We start from the raw sequence: 16,618 nt of genomic DNA on the forward strand, positions 1-16,618 counted from the left end.
GACGGATGAGCGAGACGGTAATGAGCACCGGGGGATCGGAAGAGGAGAAACGGGCTGAAGATGCACAGGCATCAACGGCCGGCTCCTCCTCCGACCGCGCCGCAGAAGAGGTCAAGGCCCCGTTGACTCCACTGGAGCGAATCCGGGGATGGCGCCAGGATTACCAGAACCAGGTGGGCCTGACCCCCTTGGAGAATGTGTCGCAGCTGGCGGCGCAGATGGACCTGACCCATGCGCATCCTTCAGGCATCGCCCAGCTCTTCGCCAGTGGCCAGGTTCATCTGGATGCGCTCTTCCGAGACCGGGGTATGCTACGCGCGGCTCACCGGCGCATGGAGCGGGTTCTGGACGATCAAGCCGCCAAGGAGCGTGCCAGTGGTTTCGCCCAGCTTTCCATGGTGGTGGGAGTGGCTGCCTGGCAGGGGCGCGATATGCCTGTACTGCTCTATCCCGTGCGTATCGACGAGAGCACACAGGGGGCCTCCAGATCCTCCATCAGGTTCACAGGCAAGGTGGACCTTAATCCTGCCCTGATTTCGGCCATGCGTGAGCGGGGCATCACCCTGGACCCGGACCGCCTGTTTTCCGCCTCCCACTATCAGGGCGGCACCCCCGAAACTTCTTCACTGTTCAAGGACATGACGGCCCTGATTACGCCGCATATCAGCGACTTCACCATTGAACGGAAAATCGTTCTTGGGTGCTTTATCGAGCCATCCGCCCAGTTGCTGGGCGAGAGCCTTCGGATTCTGGACCGGATGACCGCCGGGTCCACCGGCAACGATCTGCTGGATGCCTTGGCTGGCGACCAGGCTGCCTCGGAGCGGCTCAAGGGCGGACCAGTGCCCGACTACAGCCCCTTTGATGCTGACCCCCACAGCGAGTTCGAGGCCGGAGACGTCGACAACCAGGTCCGTTATGCCGCCCAGCTGGTGGCGACCGGACACAGTGTGCTTGTCGATGAACAGACCGGCCGCCACAGCGCTGACGATGCTCTGGCCATCGCCTCGCGCTGCGTCACTGCCGGCAGGACCGTGCTCTATGTGCCCTGCGTGGTGGAGGAGAAGCGACGCTTCCAGCATCGTCTGGATGCCGCCGGGATGGCGGACATGGCTCTTGACCTGACAGACGATCAGCTTGGCCGGGTCCTGGACCAGCGGCTGATTGATGCAGTGGGGTTCAAACCCGGCAAGGCCAGCGAACACTTCGATCAGGTGGCTGACGAGCTTGTGGGTGTCCGCTCTCGGCTGACCCGCTACCTGGGTGATCTGCATGGGGTGGATTCCAGCTGGGGGGTTTCGGCCTACCAGACCATTCAGAATCTGGCCAACATCGCCAACATGCCTACGCATCCTGCCACCCGTGTCCGCCTGGGTGCGGCGACGGCCCGCAACCTGCAGCCCGAGCTGGATGCCTGGGCGGACAAGCTGGAGAGGGCTGCCGAGCTGGGCGAGTTCGTCATCGGCCCACAGGACACGCCTTGGTTCGGCGCCACTCTGGTCAACGAGAACGAGGCTGTGGACGCGTACTCCCGTGTGGTTCGCCTCCTGCAGCGGCTTCTGCCGGACACCCGTGAACAGGTCAAATCCACTGTGGAGACCTGCGGATTCCCCGTGCCGGCCACCGTCAAGGATTGGGGGCGGCAGGTGGTGGTCCTCAAGAACCTGCGACGGGTCCTGGATGTCTTCCAGCCTTCCATCTTCGAGCGTGATATTCCCTCCATGATCGAGGCCACCAAGTCCAAGGCCGATCGCAAGGCCAATGGCACCAATCTGGGATTCTGGGAACGCCGACGTCTGGTCAAGGAGGCCAAGAGCCTGCTCAGGCCCGGCGCGCAGGTCGAGGATCTGCATGAGTCGCTGGTGGTGGTCTCCAAGCAGGCCGAGCAGTGGCGGACCTTCGTTCCTCACGGCGGCTGGCCGGTCCTGCCGCCGAAGCTGGACGTCATCATCGACACCCAGGAATCCCTGATTCGCGACATGACGGCTCTGGACACCGTTCTGGCCTCGACTCCAGCCGGCGGCGATCTCGAGACCATGGATTTGAACAAGGTGGAGGAGCGGCTCAAGGCGCTCTTTGACGACCATACAGCCCTGGATACCTTGCCTGAGCGCTGCGCCCTGGAGGGCGAATTCAGCAAGGCGGGGCTGCAGGACCTTGTCCAGGACCTGCGCAACCGTCAGGTCGAGGGCAAAGCGGTACGGGCCGAGTTGCAGCTGGCTTGGTGGACCACGGTCTTCGACGACATCATGCGCTCCTCGCAGATCATCTCCAACCAGGACGGTTCCGCCCTGTCCAACGCAGCCGACCGCTTCAGTCAGGTGGATGCCCAGCACGTGGCCAGCGTAGGGCCCATGGTCGCCCAGGAGAGCGAAAAGCGTCTGTCCGAGCTGCTCTTCTCCCGCACCCAGGAGGCCAATCAGCTGCACACCATGCTGGCCGGCAACCCCGGCGCCTCCCTTGCGGTCTTCCAGCAGGCCCACCCCGGCATCCTGTCGGCGGCCAAACCCATCATCATCGCGACTCCGGCCACGCTGGCGACCAGGACCAATCCGACACAGCTGGCCGACACGGTCATCATCGATGCGGGAGCCCATATGCCTTCCATCCAGGTGCTGACAGTGCTGGCTCGTGCCCGGCAGGTGGCGGTCATCGCGCACCGTCCTACCATCACCTCGGATGGTCTCTTGCAGCTGGTCGACCACCTGGTTCCGGTCACCGTCAAAGCCCGACCCTCGCGCCGCTCGATTCGGCTGGACACCTTCCTGAAGGATCATGGCTATGGGGATTTGTCGGCACCTGTCCCCGATTGCCGGGAGCCTGGCAGGGTAACCCTGACCAGGGTGGAGGGAGCCGGCGTCCCTGTCATGGCCACTGGGCTGGTAGAGTCCAGCCAACAGGAGGTGGCCGCAGTTGTCGAAATGCTCAAACGCAAGGCCGGATCCTTCTCCCTGGTGCCGAACAGTTATCTGCTGACTGTGGTCACCCTGTCGGCCACCCACCGCTCAAGGCTGGGGGCCGAACTCAAGTCGGCTGCGGTCAAGGACAGGGTCTTCGCCAAGTTCCTGCGGCATGTACGCATCGTCGGCATTGACGAGGTCTGTGGCGCCCGGGCCACGGACGTAATCCTTACTCTGGGCTTTGCCAAGACAACCCACGGCCGTCTTCTGCAGCAGTTCGGTGATCTGGAAGGCGAAGGGGGCAAGGGTATGTTGCTGGATGCTCTGGTCCTGCCGGATCGGAATCTGGACATCGTCGCTGCATTCTCGGCCGATGATCTTGAGGCTGACCGCATCCACCAGCCGGGGCCGCGTCTGCTCAAGGATCTGTTGACTTGGGTTGAGCATCCCGATGCCGAACCTGCCCGGCCCGAGCAAGCCGAGCAGTCCACCAATGTGCTCTTCAGGGATCTGGCCCAGAGACTGCGGACCCGGGGGCTGGATGTGGCCCTGGATTACGGGTACGACCAGGCGCCCAGAATTCCGCTGGTGGTGGGGCTCAAGAACAAGCCCTATGCTTTGGCTGTGCTGACCGACGATGCCGAGTTCATGCACACCCAGTCCACCCGGGAGCGTCATCGGTTCACCACCGAGGATTTGCAGTATCTTGGCTGGTCGGTCATGACCGTCTGGAGCGTTTCGGCCTTTGTCAACCCCGACAAGGAAGCCGACAGGATCGTTGCCCGCCTTGCCGACATCTACCAGCAGGCGCGTTGATGGCGGATAATCAGCCGGACCGGGGGAACCAGACCGGTGAGTCTGCGGCTCCGCGTCGGCGTCGGCATCGGCGGGTGGTTCGTCCAGGCAAGGAACGGTTCGATGTCGATGGCACCGAGGAAGATCCCCAGGACCGTGTCTGTGCACAGGATCGCCTTGATGGGGATGATCGACGGATTCTGGGCGAACTGCCGCCTCACTGGGGGCTCTTCCCCAATGAGCGCGGCGACTGACTGTCGGTCCTAATCCTGACTCTTGGGCAGTCCGGTTCCAGCCTGTTGACTGTCTGCACCTGTCGACTGGTGGATGTCGTCGGCGATTTGGCGCAGCAGCTGCAGGCTCTGGTCCTGGGGGCTGGGAGCGTTGGGCTGGTCCTTGATGCCCGAGGCCGCCCGGCTCAGCTGCCGCAACTTGTTGATGGGCATGATGATGCAGAAGTAGACGGCGATGGCGATCAAGAGGAAGTTGAGCAGAGCCGTCAGAATGGCACCGAAGGAGATGGTGGCGTTCCGGTAGCTGATGGTCAGGAGTCCCGACAGGTCCGGTTTGCCGAAGATCATGGCGATCAGTGGGCTGATCAGATTGTTGACGATGGCGTTGACCACGCTGGTCACCGCCGAACCCATGACCACGCCCACGGCCATGTCCACCATGGATCCACGCGAGATGAACTGCTTGAATTCGCCCAGCACACCCTTGTTGCTGATTTGTGAGATTTTGTGGACTGCTTCGGCGGTATCCTTGGCCGCCACCTGGTTGATCGAGGCCATTCTGCATCCTTCCGTAGCTGACAAGAGACATGGAGTGCCCATGCCTGCTTCTTCCTCCATTATCGCGGGCCCAGGATTGTTTCGGTTTTCCGACATGATTGGAGGGTGTCGATGCGGACGCTCTGTCAGGTCGGATGGCAATGACCGGGGTGGATGGATCCAGCGATAACAGGAGCAGAGCCTGACTGGCATCCAGGGCGAAGACCGCCTGGGATGTTTGCCGGACCCGGTTGCCCTCTCGGCCTTCCAGATCGGATCGATCTTTGGCGATGGTCTGTGCCGGTTGTAGAGCCAGTGCCTGCTCGGCTAACGTGCAGCGTCCAACGCCTTGGGTCTGTCCGGGCGTCGGTGTCTGCAGGCCGTTGACTTGCTGGACATGGGAAAACCCTGGTTTGCTGTCAGAACCTGGCTGGTCTCTCGCGGAGGGTGGTAGGGAACTCGGCTGGGCGGAATGCGTGTCGGCACCGGTTGGGCAGTCTCCCGAGGCCAGCAAATTCACCTTGTCACCAGCCTGCAGGTCTCCTGGATCGTCGGCCAGGCGGACGGTCACCGGGGTGGTCCCGGGTGGCTGTGCCGGTCTGCTGCTGATCATGGCTGTGGTCAGCGGTTGCCCTGTGTGCAGGCTGATCATCAGCCGCCGCCCACGTACTTGTCCAAATGAGGAGATCAGGCCAGGCAGCCGTTCCCTGCCGTGCAGGATTCGCGTTTCGACCATGCCAGGTTCGATGGCTGATCCGCGTGCAATAGGTCGCGCGGCGACCAGTATGGACAGGCGGCCCTGGGCCTGGACCAGGATCTGCAGGGCGCAGAAAACCGCCAGCCCCAATGCCAGGGCGGCTCCCGCACGGCGCAGCTTAAAAAGCCGCCGTCGGCGGATTAGGGATCCGGCTGCTGAAGGCTTGCCCTTGTTGCTGAAGATGGAAAAATCGACCATGCCCCCAGCCTGTCAGGAATTTGGCAGGCATATGGGTTTGCATGGTCGATGTGGTCGAATGTGCCTCTCGGTCTACTTGCTGCTTGTGGAGCCTGAAGAGGATGAGGATGAGGCTCCATCGGTCCGGTAGAAACCATGGCCCTTGAACTCGATGGGCACTGCGGAGAAGACCTTGCGGACCTGCTGCTGCCCGCACTTGGGGCAGATGGTGATGGGCTCGTCGTTGAAAGACTGCTCCTTGGTAAAGTCGTATCCGCAGTTCTTGCAACGATAATGATAGGTGGGCACCGTTCTTTCCCTCCGCTGATGGTCGGTTCGCGCGACGATTGGTTCAACACCCAATATCCTAGTGGTGGCTTCGACCAGAAGAATCGGCACCGGGCCTCTCGTCAGTCTTATTCATCACCATTATGGTCCGCTCCGGGCCTTCGTGACAGACCTGCGGCTGTGGGCGTGAAACCTTCAGGCGTCAGGACGGCATCCACAGGAAGGTCATGGTCCAGATGGGGCAGAGGGTCTTCCACGAATTCGCCAGGCCAGCAGATGCCCACCACTGAAGTCTGTTCTGCCCGCAGGGCCAAAGCCCGGTCATACCAGCCGCCGCCTCGACCCAGACGAATGCCGGCATGGTCGATGGCCAGTGCGGGCACCAGAATCAGATCGGCCTGATCCAAGGCCTGCGCTGGCAGGGCCGACATATCGGGTTCGTCCGGCCGCCAGCCGGGAATCCGCTTCATGTCGTCCAGATCCTGCTCTGATTGCAGGCATCCCCAACCTACTTGGGTGCCCGTGCCCAGCATGGGGATGAGCATCCGGTGGCCCCGGCTCAGCAGGAGGTCCAGGCTGGGGTCCATGGCTATCTCTCCCCGAATGGAGGCAAAGGCAGCCACGGTCAGGCTCTGATCGCCTCGGGAGCGTTCGACCTTGGCAAGCACCTGGACGGCCAGCAGATCGGCCAGCTTGCGGCCTGCGTCCAGACATTGGGCCGGGTCGATACGCCGCCTGGCTTCAAGCAGCCGGCCGCGCCGATCCTGCTTTTCCGCATTGATGCGTTCCTGCTCGTCCATGTCCTCAGTTCTACCAGCAGGAGTTCTCCCCGAGTGGACGCATGCCCGCCTCGGCTACCGTTCGGTGGGAATATGGAGTCATGTCGGTTCTGCATACCTTCCGCCAGGTCTGGCAGGGTTCCCGAGCCCGGTCGTACCATGCATTGAATCTGCCTGATCGTCTGACTGCGCCCCCAGGCCATGGGGACTTCCTGCTCAGGCCCATCCGCGATGGTGACCAGGCAGCCTGGAATGCGGTCCGATGGAGGAATCGTGAGTGGCTGGCCCCATGGGAATCAGGGGATCCCCGCCACGGACCCGGAATGACCTATGCCCAATGGATGCAGGAGTTGGAGCGTTCCCGGCAGGAGGGGACTTCAGCGGTCTTTCTTATGGAGTTTCACCAGGGCATCGTGGGGCAGATTTCCCTAGGTGCCATCCGCTACGGGTCCATGTGCACGGCGACAGTGGGCTACTGGGTGGACCAGGATTGGATCGGTCACGGATTCGCACCCCTGGCACTGGCCATGCTGGCTGACTGGGCATTCACAGACAGGAGTGGGCCCCATCTGCACCGTCTGGAGGTGGCGATTCTGCCTGAAAACCAGCGCTCCCTGCGTGTAGTCCAAAAGCTGGGCATGGAGCCGGAGGGGCTGCGCCATAGCTACATGTATGTAAACGGACAGTGGCGGGACCACCTGACCTTTGCCTGGATCAGCGACCAATTCGATCCGGATCTGCTGGCTCGTCTGTGAGCTCCTGCGACGGACATGGTCGACACGCTGGGTTTGACTTGCCGCTTGGGGCATACCGTCAACTAACGTAGTACCTATGGTTTATGAATCACTCAGCAGCATCGTGGTTTTGGTGATTGCGGTGATTCTGGTGCTGGGTTGGCTGCCGTTTCGCACCGTCAAGGGTATGAAGCGGGCCTCGGAGCATCGCCAGGACAGGCTTTCCACCTCCCTGCACATGGTGGGGCGGGAAGACGGCATGAGGTTCTGCGACAGGCAGTCGAGGACGGTGAAAGGGTTGGTCATGCAGCAAGGGCAGCAGGATGGCAACCGGCGCAGTCAGGCCCAGCGCATCAAGCAGATCAGACAGTTGCGCCGCGCGGCCATACGCCGTCGTCGCATCCTGGTCCTTGTCCTCTTGGTCGTCACCCTGCTGGTGGCTGGGCTCTCTTTCCCCTTGGGCTACAGCCCATGGTTCACTTTGATTCCTCTAGCCTTGGTGATGGTGGTGTTGGCGGCAGGCGCGCATGCTTCAGCCCAGGCTCGGGCCTGGGAGCGCAATTTGGCCCAGCGGCGTGCCCGGCAGCGTCGTCAGCAGGCGGCCAGTCTGACCAAGAGCAGGACCTCTGGCAGGCCTGGGCAGACCAAGAATGAGGGCCGCACGGACACTGCCACGGATGTGCTTGACCAGGGTGAGATTCGTCGAACGCTGGCCCAGGCCAAGGCTGATCAGCAGGCAGCCCTCAAGGTCAGGCGGCACAATTCGGCCAAGCCTGCGAAGTCGACGGTCAACAGCAGCAAGGCCAAGGGTTCGGCCGGGTCCGTCCAGTCGACGAAGAAGACCGCTGCGCAGACCGGACATGCGTCGAATAGTCCGTCCGTCGCCAAGAAGGCCTCTGAACGGACCCCAGCCAAACAAACGGCTTCTGGGCCGACGGCTTCCAAATCGGCAACCACCAAATCTTCAAAGGCTCAAAAGACTGCCTCCAAGCCCACAGCGCCTAAATCGTCAGTGAGCAAGTCTGCTGCCTTCAAGTCTGCATCCCAGCCGACTGCGCCGGAGTCCGTACCTGCCCAATCCACCGCTGCCCATTCAGACCAGCCCGGATCGGTCTCTGAATCTGCTGGCAAAGAGCACCCGTCTCCATCGTCCACGGCAAAGGCCCAGGACGATGCCACCAATGAGCTTGAGCGCATCAGTCCTTCTCCGGCCTTGGATGCCTTCGGCATGGCGGCGGGCCAGGATCTGATTTCCTTTTCCTTGGGATCGGCCCGTGGCGAGGGGTCAGGCAAGGACGGCAGGAACAGCGAAGACGAGGGTCCCCACAGCCTGGAGATCAAGTCCACCCGTCAGGTCTCCGTGGCCCGTCCCCCCGAAAAGAAGAAGACCGATGGCCGGCCCGACGACTTTCACAAGCGGGAGTTGCAGGCCCAGGTCGAGGCGCCCGATCGCAGCGAGGACTCCCTGTCCATCGGCGTGGAGGCTATATTGGCCCGGCGTCGTCCGGCAGCCAAGTCCTGAGCGACCAATCGGCAAGTTATCTTTCACCACCAGCGTTAGCACTCAAGTTGGCAGAGTGCTAATTTCGCGCTACTATGGCTTGTAGCGCAAAGGAATGCGTGGTGAGTGTTCGTCAGCCTCTCATCGACGTTCCGGCGTGGGTTCATTGGCTGTTCTCACAAGATGTAGGAGGTCCACAGTGTCGATTTCACTCACACCGTTGGAAGACAAGATCGTCATCAAGCAGGCTGAGGCGGAGACCAAGACCGCTTCCGGGCTGGTCATCCCCGATACCGCCAAGGAGAAGCCCCAGCAGGGCGAGGTGCTGGCGGCAGGCCCCGGCCGTCGTGACGACAAGGGCGAGCGCATCCCCATGGATGTCAAGGTTGGCGACAAGGTTCTGTACTCCAAGTACGGCGGCACCGAAGTCAACTACGGCGGCGAGGACTACCTGATCGTGTCCGCGCGCGACGTTCTGGCCATCCTCAAGTAAAGAGGCGGTGATAGTGGCCCCTGGTCCTGTGGAAGGACCAGGGGTCATTTGCATCCCGGGAGGGTCGTGCAGCGGAACAGACACCGCAGGGACATTTGGGGGCCGCTAGCATGGTGCCCATGTACTATCGTCATCGCGCCAGCATCGATTCCCTTCCCGGATACCGGCAGGGCAGCCCGGCACCAGCCGTTCCCGGGTTGACAAGCTACAAGATCTCCAGCAACGAGAACCCCTACCCGCCCCTGCCCGGCGTGCTCCAGACCGTCTGGGAGCAGGCCCTGGGCCATCTGAACCGCTATCCTGACATGCGTGGCACCCGTCTGGTGGAGCGGCTGGCCCAGCTGCACGGGGTGGATCCGGCATGCATTCAGCTGGGATGCGGATCCACGGAGGTCATCACCCAGCTGGTTGACCTGGTGGCCGGTCATGGCGATCAGGTGGTCTACCCCTGGCGCAGTTTCGAGGCCTATCCCATCATCGTCACCTCGGCTGGCGCCACCGGGGTGCCCGTGCCCCTGGATGACCAGGGGTGCCATGACATCGAAGCAATGATTGCGGCGGTCAACGAGTATACCAGATTGGTCATTGTCAACAACCCCAACAATCCGACTGCGACCAATGTCGATCGCAGCCAGGCCGAACGGCTGCTGCAAGCCCTGCCTGCAGACCTGCCGGTGCTCTTCGACGAGGCTTACATACAGTTCAACGACGACCCTGATCGGGCCGACGGGCTGTCGCTCATGCGTGAGCATCCCAATGTGATAGTGGCCCGGACCTTTTCCAAGGCCTACGGGCTGGCCGGTCTGCGGATCGGATACGCCGTGGCCGCCGAGCCGATCATTGCCGGCATGAACAAGGTGGCCCTGCCCTTCGGCGTCACCGATGTGGCCCAAACGGCGGCGATGGCCAGCCTGGACGCACAGGATCGCCTGGCCGAACGGGTCCGGGCTCTCAAGCAGGAACGGGCCAGAATCCTGGCTGGTTTGAAGGAGCAGGGGTGGGAGATCCCTGAACCTCGGGCCAACTACTACTGGCTGCCTCTGGGCCAGGCCGCGTCGCAGGCTGATCAGCGGTTCCGCGATGCCGGCCTGTCTGTCAGAACCTTCCCCGGCGAGGGCATCCGCATCACTGTGGGGGAGCGGGAGGCCAACGACCGGGTCCTGGAGGTTTGCGCCGACCTGCGTCGACAGGGTTTGCCGCAGGACCCGATCCCTGACTAAAGGTCGTAAGGGGCGCCAGCGTAAATGTAAATGATGGACGTCTCCGTTCTTGTATGGAATCTCACAGCGGGGGCGGTTTTGCTCCTGTGAACTTGTGTCGCCCTGGATAAACCTATATATTGTGGTAGGCTGGCCAATTTTATCCAATATATAGTGTTTACCAAGGAGCAGCGGTCACTATGTCCTCAGCAGATGTGGATCGGCGCGATCCTCCCGATGGCGCCTCCAGGCTGGTGTATTTCTCCAGCGTCTCCAACAACACCCACCGCTTTGTACGGCGGCTGGGCGTAGAGGGGCCCATCCGCATCCCCCTGTATGAGCGGCGCCAGCCCATGCCCGTTATGGATACGCCCTACCTTCTGCTGGTGCCCACCTATGGCGGCGGGTCAGCCAAGGGAGCCGTGCCCAAGCAGGTCATCCACTTCCTGAACAATCCGGTCAACCGCGGGCTGATTCGCGGGGTCATCACCTCGGGCAACCGAAACTTCGGCAGCGCCTATTGTGCAGCCGGCCCGTTGATAGCCCGCCGGTGCGGCGTCCCTGAGCTTTATCGCTTCGAGCTGCTGGGCACCTCGGAGGATGTTCAAGCGGTCAGGGCCATCCTGGCTGGAATGGGAGTGCAGCTCCAGCAGCAGTCGACTGATTCACGAAAGGCGGTTTTGTCATGAGCCAGCAGGAAAGCACCAAAGAGAGCGCCAAGTCAGAGGCCGGCGTCTATGCCGACGACGAGATGATGCGCCAATCCATCACCCCGCCCCAGTACCGGGTCACCCCTGAGGCGAGGATTCGCCCGGTCAACTGGAACAAGATCACCGACGAGAAGGATCTGGAAGTTTGGAACCGCCTGGTCTCCAACTTCTGGCTGCCCGAGAAGGTGCCCCTGTCCAACGACATACCCTCCTGGAACACCCTGACCGATCACGAGCGCCAGACCACGGTCCGCGTCTTCACCGGACTGACCATGCTGGACACCACCCAGGCCACCATCGGCGAGCTGGTACAGATCGATCACGCCCGGACCGAGCAGGAGCAGGCCATCTATACCAATATCGCCTTCATGCAGTCGGTCCACGCCCGCTCCTACTCCTCGGTCTTCTCCACCCTCTGCTCCAGCGAGGAGATCGACAAGGCCTACCGCTGGGCCGTGGCCAACGACGTCCTCCAGGAGCGCGTCCACACGGTCCTGCACGAGTATGTCAGCGAGGATCCCCTGAAGCGCAAGGTGGCCTCCACCATGCTCTCCTCCCTCATGCTCTATGCCGGCTTCTACCTGCCCCTCTACTTCTCCAGCCATGCCAAGTTGATGAACACGGCCGACATGATCCGGCTGATCCTGCGCGACAAGGCCATCCACGGCTATTACTCGGGCTACAAGTATCAGCGGGGTCTGGAGGAGAGGACCCAGGCCGACCAGGCCATGCTGGAGAAGTTCACCAATGATTTGCTGGACAAGCTCTACGATCTGGAGATGGTCTACTCCGGGCAGATTTATGAGGGCTTCCCCTTCGTCGAGGACGTCTTCGCCTTCGTTCGCTACAATGCCAACAAGGCGCTGATGAACCTGGGCTACCCGGCCCGGTTCGCAGCCGACCAGACCGATGTCAGCTCGGAGATCCTGGCGGCCCTGTCGCCATCGGCCAACGAGAACCATGATTTCTTCTCGGGTTCGGGCTCCTCCTACGTCATGGGGCACTCCGAGTCCACGGACGATGACGACTGGGACTTCTAGGCCAGTTGGAACCGGTGTGATATTGGGCACAGAAAACCCTATATATGCTCACCGTTTTTGATATCGACAGCACATATAGTAGTTCAGGCTCGCGCTGGGCGGGTTCTGATCGGTCCGTCCTCAGGGCGGGCATCACCGTCAAGACAGGCTCTGGATGGCCTGATCAGGAGGAAGCATGGAGCAACAGCAGACCGCCGGGACAGATTCGGAGCTCAGCGCTCCCGAGTTCGCCGCCCAGGGCCAGCGCCTGGGGGCCGTGGTCTACTTCTCTTCGGCCTCGCGCAACACCGCCCGGTTCATAGCCAACTGCCATTTGGACGACGAGGGGATTGACGTCTTCCGCATCCCTCTGAGGCCCAAGGATCCGCCGCTCAACATTCGGCAGCCCTACATCCTGATCGTCCCCACATATGGGGGAGGATCGGCCAAGAAGGCGGTCATGCCGCAGATCAAGCGCTTTCTGAACGACCCGGCCAACCGGGCCGGCATCCGCGGGGTCATCGCCTCGGGCAACACCAACTTCGGGGAGGCCTTCTGCATGGCGGGGGACATCATCTCCCGCAAGTGCAATGTGCCCTTCCTCTACTATTTCGAGCTCATGGGCACCAAGGAGGACCAGGAGAAGGTCCGCCGCGGGGTGGTGGATTTCTTCCGCAACCACTCTGAGTCCTGAGCCGATTTCATTACACGTATCATCACTGCCATATTCATGAAAGGACACCCGATGGGAGCAAACGAGGACACGTCCCTGGCCCTGGACAGGACCGCATCCGAGGATGAGGAGGCCTTCGATCCGGCTCACGACTACCATGCTCTGAATGCCATGCTGAACCTGTATGACAAGGACGGCAGGATCCAGTTCGACAAGGACCACGAGGCCGAGCGCCAGTACATGGACCGGCACGTGGGGCCCAACACCATGACCTTCCCCTCCACGGCCGAGCGGATCGCCTACCTGGTGGACCACGAGTACTACGACCGGAAGGTCTTCGATCGCTATACCCCTGAGTTCCTGGACAGGATCTACAGGCATGCGGCTGAGAGCGGCTTCGAATTCGAGACCTTCCTGGGCGCCTTCAAGTTCTACACCTCCTATGCGCTGAAGACCTTCGATGGCAAGCGCTACCTGGAGGACTTCCCCCAGCGCTGCGTGGCCGTGGCCCTGGAGCTGGCCGACGGGGATGAGCAGGCAGCCATGAAGTACACGGATGAGATCATCTCCGGCCGCTTCCAGCCCGCCACCCCGACCTTCCTGAACCTGGGCAAGGCCCAGCGCGGCGAGCCGGTCTCCTGCTTCCTGGTGCGCATCGAGGACAACATGGAGTCCATCTCCCGCGGCGTCAACGCCGCCCTGCAGCTGTCCAAGAGGGGCGGCGGCGTGGCCCTGCTGCTCAGCAACCTGCGCGAGATGGGCGCACCCATCAAGCACATCGAGAACCAGTCCAGCGGCGTGGTCCCGGTCATGAAGCTCCTGGAGGATTCCTTCTCCTACGCCAACCAGCTGGGTGCCCGCCAGGGTGCCGGCGCCGTCTACTTGTCGGCCCACCACCCCGATATCATGCGCTTCCTGGACACTAAGCGGGAGAATGCGGACGAGAAGATCCGCATCAAGTCCCTGGCCCTGGGCGTGGTCATCCCCGACATCACCTTCGAGCTGGCCAAGCGCAAGGAGCCCATGGCCCTCTTCTCGCCCTACGACGTGGAGCGGGTCTACGGCAAGCCCTTCGCCGACATCTCCATCACCGAGCACTATGAGGAGATGGTCAAGGACAAGCGAATCCACAAGAAGTACATCGATGCCCGTGACTTCTTCATGACCCTGGCCGAGATCCAGTTCGAGTCCGGCTACCCCTACATCCTCTTCGAGGACACGGTCAACAAGGCCAACCCCATCGACGGCCGGATCACCATGTCCAACCTCTGCTCGGAGATCCTGCAGGTCCAGGAGCCCAGCACCTACTCCGAGAACCTGAACTACGAGCATATCGGCCGCGACATCTCATGCAACCTGGGGTCTCTGAACATCGCCAAGGCCATGGACGGCGGCCTGGCCGACACGGTCGAGACCTCGGTGCGGGCCCTGACCTCCGTCTCCGACCACACCAACATCGAGGCCGTCCCCTCAATCAAGCGGGGCAACGACGAGGGCCATGCCATCGGCCTGGGCCAGATGAACCTCCACGGCTTCCTGGCCCGCGAGGGCATCCACTATGGGTCCGAGGAGGGGCTGGACTTCACGGACATGTACTTCATGACCGTGGCCTACCACGCCTACAGGGCCTCCCATGCCCTGGCCGTGGAGCGGGGGAAGGCCTTCGCCTCCTTCGCCAAGTCCGACTACGCCAAGCCGGCAGGGCAGGGGAACTACTTCGACAAGTACACCGAGGGCAGCCGTTCCCTGGAGCCCAGGACCCAGCGGATCAAGGACCTCTTCGACCAGTATCAGGTCCACATCCCCACCGTGGAGGACTGGAAGGAACTCCAGGCGGCCATCCTCAAGGACGGCATCTACAACCAGAACCTCCAGGCCGTCCCCCCGACCGGATCCATCTCCTACATCAACCACTCAACCAGCTCCATCCATCCGATCGCATCCAAGATCGAGATCCGCAAGGAGGGCAAGATCGGGCGCGTCTACTACCCGGCTCCCTACATGACCAACGAGAACCTGGACTACTTCGAGGATGCCTACGAAATCGGCTGGAAGAAGATCGTGGACACCTACGCCGAGGCCACCCAGCATGTGGACCAGGGGCTCTCGCTGACCCTCTTCTTCCCCGACACGGCCACCACACGCGACCTGAACAAGGCTCAGATCTACGCCTGGCGCAAGGGGATCAAGACCCTCTACTACATCAGGATCCGCCAGCAGGCGCTGGAGGGCACCGAGGTCGAGGGCTGCGTCAGCTGCATGCTCTAAGGCACCTGTCCTCAGGCATGTGCAATCGATGGCCGGTGCCGTCTTTGAGGGCGGCGCCGGCCCTTTGGTATCCCGCATACACAGGTCGGGCCCGTCCATGCAGTAGACTGGCGGTCCTGTCATGATCCGCGTCGCACCGTCGAACACCCATCCAACAAGGAGCAATCAACCATGGTCCCACCCATTTCCATTCCCCGGCAGCCACTGAAGCTGATCGACCGGGTCTCCGCCATCAACTGGAACCGTCTGGAGGACGAGAAGGACCTGGAGGTCTGGGACCGTCTGACCGGCAACTTCTGGCTGCCCGAGAAGGTTCCCGTCAGCAATGATCTGCCCTCCTGGCAGGCCATGAGCGAGGAGGAGCACACCCTGACCATGCGTGTCTTCACAGGTCTGACCCTTCTGGACACCATCCAGGGGACCGTGGGCGCCGTCAGCCTGATCCCGGACGCGCTGACCCCCCATGAGGAGGCGGTCTACACCAACATCGCCTTCATGGAGTCGGTCCATGCCAAGTCCTACTCCTCCATCTTCTCCACCCTGGCCTCCACGCCGCAGATCGACGCCGCCTTTGAGTGGAGCGAACATAACGAGTTCCTCCAGCGCAAGGCCCAGATAGTCCTGGACTACTACGAGGGCGACAACCCTCTGAAGCGCAAGGTGGCCTCCACCCTCTTGGAGTCCTTCCTCTTCTACTCGGGCTTCTACCTGCCCATGTACTTCTCCAGCCATGCCAAGCTGACCAACACGGCCGACCTGATCCGTCTGATCATCCGGGACGAGGCCGTGCACGGCTACTACATCGGCTACAAGTACCAGAAGGGGCTGGCCAAGGTCTCCGACTCCGAGCGTCAGGCCATGAGCGACTATACCTATGAGCTCCTGGGCGACCTGTACGACAACGAGGTGGAATACACCGAGAGCCTGTACTCCGGGGTGGGCCTGGTGGAGGACGTCACCAAGTTCCTGCGCTACAACGGCAACAAGGCCCTGATGAACCTGGGCTATCCCGCCCTCTTCCCATCGGACAGCACCGATGTGAATCCTGCCATCATCGCCTCGCTGAGCCCCAATGCCGATGAAAATCACGACTTCTTCTCCGGCTCGGGCTCCTCCTATGTCATGGGCAAGGCTGTGGAGACGGACGACGACGACTGGGATTTCTGACCTGTCTGTCCCGCTCTGACACGGAAGACACGACGTTGGAGCGGGACTTGCGGAAAATGGAAAAACATGTCATTATAGGCAAGTTGCCGTACGGAGCTCCGGTTCTAGTGCGACATGGCGGATTTCCCAAGCGGTCAAAGGGAGCTGACTGTAAATCAGCCGCGTAATGCTTCAGAGGTTCGAATCCTCTATCCGCCACGCCTCGGTAGCTCAGTGGCAGAGCACTTCCTTGGTAAGGAAGAGGTCGTGAGTCCGATTCTCACCCGAGGCTCTCTGGCGGGGTAGCTCAGCTGGCTAGAGCGTACGACTCATAATCGTAAGGTCAAGAGTTCGAGTCTCTTCCTCGCTACTGTGGCCGACATACGTCGGTCATGCAACGACTATAGAG

At 61.8% G+C, this 16,618-nt stretch carries 14 protein-coding genes, 3 tRNA genes and 1 pseudogene; 14 read left to right on the top strand and 4 right to left on the bottom strand.

Going from position 1 to position 16,618, the window contains the following annotated elements:
* Positions 1-5: 5 nt before the first annotated feature.
* Together H3U90_RS05030 and H3U90_RS05035 are read left to right on the top strand one after the other, a co-directional pair.
* Positions 6-3,716 carry a helicase gene (locus tag H3U90_RS05030; RefSeq protein WP_232340471.1) on the top strand — a complete coding sequence of 1,237 codons (3,711 nt, stop codon included), beginning with the start codon at positions 6-8 and terminating at the stop codon, positions 3,714-3,716.
* Positions 3,716-3,949: a hypothetical protein gene (locus H3U90_RS05035; RefSeq protein ID WP_198177293.1), complete on the top strand. Its 234-nt coding sequence runs from the start codon at positions 3,716-3,718 to the stop codon at positions 3,947-3,949. Before H3U90_RS05030 ends, H3U90_RS05035 begins: the two co-directional genes overlap by 1 nt.
* A gap of 9 nt (positions 3,950-3,958) precedes the next feature.
* On the opposite strand, the gene H3U90_RS05040 is transcribed toward H3U90_RS05035, so the two are convergent.
* The 4 genes and pseudogenes from H3U90_RS05040 to H3U90_RS05055 all read right to left on the bottom strand — a co-directional run bounded on the left by H3U90_RS05040 (position 3,959) and on the right by H3U90_RS05055 (position 6,487).
* Positions 3,959-4,369, bottom strand: coding sequence for an MscL family protein (locus H3U90_RS05040; RefSeq protein WP_408610417.1), 411 nt, complete (start codon positions 4,367-4,369; stop codon positions 3,959-3,961).
* 715 nt (positions 4,370-5,084) lie between these two features.
* Positions 5,085-5,420: pseudogene (locus H3U90_RS08450) on the bottom strand (SAF domain-containing protein); the annotation flags it as partial.
* Positions 5,421-5,492: 72 nt separating this feature from the next.
* Positions 5,493-5,708, bottom strand: coding sequence for an FmdB family zinc ribbon protein (locus tag H3U90_RS05050; RefSeq protein ID WP_198177295.1), 216 nt, complete (start codon positions 5,706-5,708; stop codon positions 5,493-5,495).
* Between the two features lie 107 nt (positions 5,709-5,815).
* Positions 5,816-6,487: a 5-formyltetrahydrofolate cyclo-ligase gene (locus tag H3U90_RS05055; RefSeq protein ID WP_198177296.1), complete on the bottom strand. Its 672-nt coding sequence runs from the start codon at positions 6,485-6,487 to the stop codon at positions 5,816-5,818.
* Between the two features lie 80 nt (positions 6,488-6,567).
* Between H3U90_RS05055 and H3U90_RS05060 the strand changes: the two genes are divergently transcribed.
* The 12 genes from H3U90_RS05060 (at position 6,568) to H3U90_RS05115 (ending at position 16,579) form a co-directional block, all read left to right on the top strand.
* Positions 6,568-7,221, top strand: a complete 654-nt coding sequence (locus H3U90_RS05060; RefSeq protein WP_198177297.1) for a GNAT family N-acetyltransferase — start codon at positions 6,568-6,570, stop codon at positions 7,219-7,221.
* A gap of 76 nt (positions 7,222-7,297) precedes the next feature.
* Entirely contained in the window at positions 7,298-8,722 is a 1,425-nt protein-coding gene (locus H3U90_RS05065) for a hypothetical protein (RefSeq protein WP_198177298.1), read from the top strand.
* 178 nt (positions 8,723-8,900) lie between these two features.
* Positions 8,901-9,194 carry a co-chaperone GroES gene (gene groES, locus H3U90_RS05070; RefSeq protein WP_015022393.1) on the top strand — a complete coding sequence of 98 codons (294 nt, stop codon included), beginning with the start codon at positions 8,901-8,903 and terminating at the stop codon, positions 9,192-9,194.
* A gap of 119 nt (positions 9,195-9,313) precedes the next feature.
* Positions 9,314-10,414: a histidinol-phosphate transaminase gene (locus H3U90_RS05075; protein ID WP_198177299.1), complete on the top strand. Its 1,101-nt coding sequence runs from the start codon at positions 9,314-9,316 to the stop codon at positions 10,412-10,414.
* Between the two features lie 179 nt (positions 10,415-10,593).
* On the top strand, positions 10,594-11,082 hold the full coding sequence (nrdI, locus tag H3U90_RS05080; protein ID WP_198177300.1) for a class Ib ribonucleoside-diphosphate reductase assembly flavoprotein NrdI: 489 nt from the start codon (positions 10,594-10,596) through the stop codon (positions 11,080-11,082).
* A 65-nt stretch (positions 11,083-11,147) separates the two neighbouring features.
* Entirely contained in the window at positions 11,148-12,143 is a 996-nt protein-coding gene (gene nrdF / locus H3U90_RS05085; RefSeq protein ID WP_045925134.1) for a class 1b ribonucleoside-diphosphate reductase subunit beta, read from the top strand.
* Positions 12,144-12,318: 175 nt separating this feature from the next.
* Entirely contained in the window at positions 12,319-12,816 is a 498-nt protein-coding gene (nrdI, locus tag H3U90_RS05090; RefSeq protein WP_198177301.1) for a class Ib ribonucleoside-diphosphate reductase assembly flavoprotein NrdI, read from the top strand.
* Between the two features lie 51 nt (positions 12,817-12,867).
* Positions 12,868-15,063 (top strand): class 1b ribonucleoside-diphosphate reductase subunit alpha, encoded by a 2,196-nt coding sequence (nrdE, locus tag H3U90_RS05095; RefSeq protein WP_198177302.1) that lies wholly within the window; start codon positions 12,868-12,870, stop codon positions 15,061-15,063.
* Positions 15,064-15,234: 171 nt separating this feature from the next.
* On the top strand, positions 15,235-16,230 hold the full coding sequence (nrdF, locus tag H3U90_RS05100) for a class 1b ribonucleoside-diphosphate reductase subunit beta (protein ID WP_015022387.1): 996 nt from the start codon (positions 15,235-15,237) through the stop codon (positions 16,228-16,230).
* A 116-nt stretch (positions 16,231-16,346) separates the two neighbouring features.
* Positions 16,347-16,428: transfer RNA gene (locus tag H3U90_RS05105), tRNA-Tyr, on the top strand.
* Between the two features lies 1 nt (position 16,429).
* Positions 16,430-16,501 (top strand) — tRNA-Thr (locus tag H3U90_RS05110).
* 4 nt (positions 16,502-16,505) lie between these two features.
* Positions 16,506-16,579 (top strand) — tRNA-Met (locus H3U90_RS05115).
* Positions 16,580-16,618: the final 39 nt, after the last annotated feature.

The organism is Bifidobacterium sp. W8103 (genome assembly GCF_016100775.1).
Lineage (GTDB): Bacteria > Actinomycetota > Actinomycetes > Actinomycetales > Bifidobacteriaceae > Bombiscardovia > Bombiscardovia choladohabitans.

Excerpts from the sequence above, each read along its gene's own strand:
- H3U90_RS05030 (WP_232340471.1), top strand. The coding sequence starts at position 6 with ATGAGCGAGACGGTAATGAGCACCGGGGGATCGGAAGAGGAGAAACGG.
- H3U90_RS05035 (WP_198177293.1), top strand. The coding sequence starts at position 3,716 with ATGGCGGATAATCAGCCGGACCGGGGGAACCAGACCGGTGAGTCTGCG.
- H3U90_RS05040 (WP_408610417.1), bottom strand. The coding sequence starts at position 4,369 with ATGGTGGACATGGCCGTGGGCGTGGTCATGGGTTCGGCGGTGACCAGC.
- H3U90_RS05055 (WP_198177296.1), bottom strand. The coding sequence starts at position 6,487 with ATGGACGAGCAGGAACGCATCAATGCGGAAAAGCAGGATCGGCGCGGC.
- H3U90_RS05060 (WP_198177297.1), top strand. The coding sequence starts at position 6,568 with ATGTCGGTTCTGCATACCTTCCGCCAGGTCTGGCAGGGTTCCCGAGCC.
- H3U90_RS05065 (WP_198177298.1), top strand. The coding sequence starts at position 7,298 with ATGGTTTATGAATCACTCAGCAGCATCGTGGTTTTGGTGATTGCGGTG.
- H3U90_RS05075 (WP_198177299.1), top strand. The coding sequence starts at position 9,314 with ATGTACTATCGTCATCGCGCCAGCATCGATTCCCTTCCCGGATACCGG.
- nrdI (WP_198177300.1), top strand. The coding sequence starts at position 10,594 with ATGTCCTCAGCAGATGTGGATCGGCGCGATCCTCCCGATGGCGCCTCC.
- nrdF (WP_045925134.1), top strand. The coding sequence starts at position 11,148 with ATGCGCCAATCCATCACCCCGCCCCAGTACCGGGTCACCCCTGAGGCG.
- nrdI (WP_198177301.1), top strand. The coding sequence starts at position 12,319 with ATGGAGCAACAGCAGACCGCCGGGACAGATTCGGAGCTCAGCGCTCCC.
- nrdE (WP_198177302.1), top strand. The coding sequence starts at position 12,868 with ATGGGAGCAAACGAGGACACGTCCCTGGCCCTGGACAGGACCGCATCC.
- nrdF (WP_015022387.1), top strand. The coding sequence starts at position 15,235 with ATGGTCCCACCCATTTCCATTCCCCGGCAGCCACTGAAGCTGATCGAC.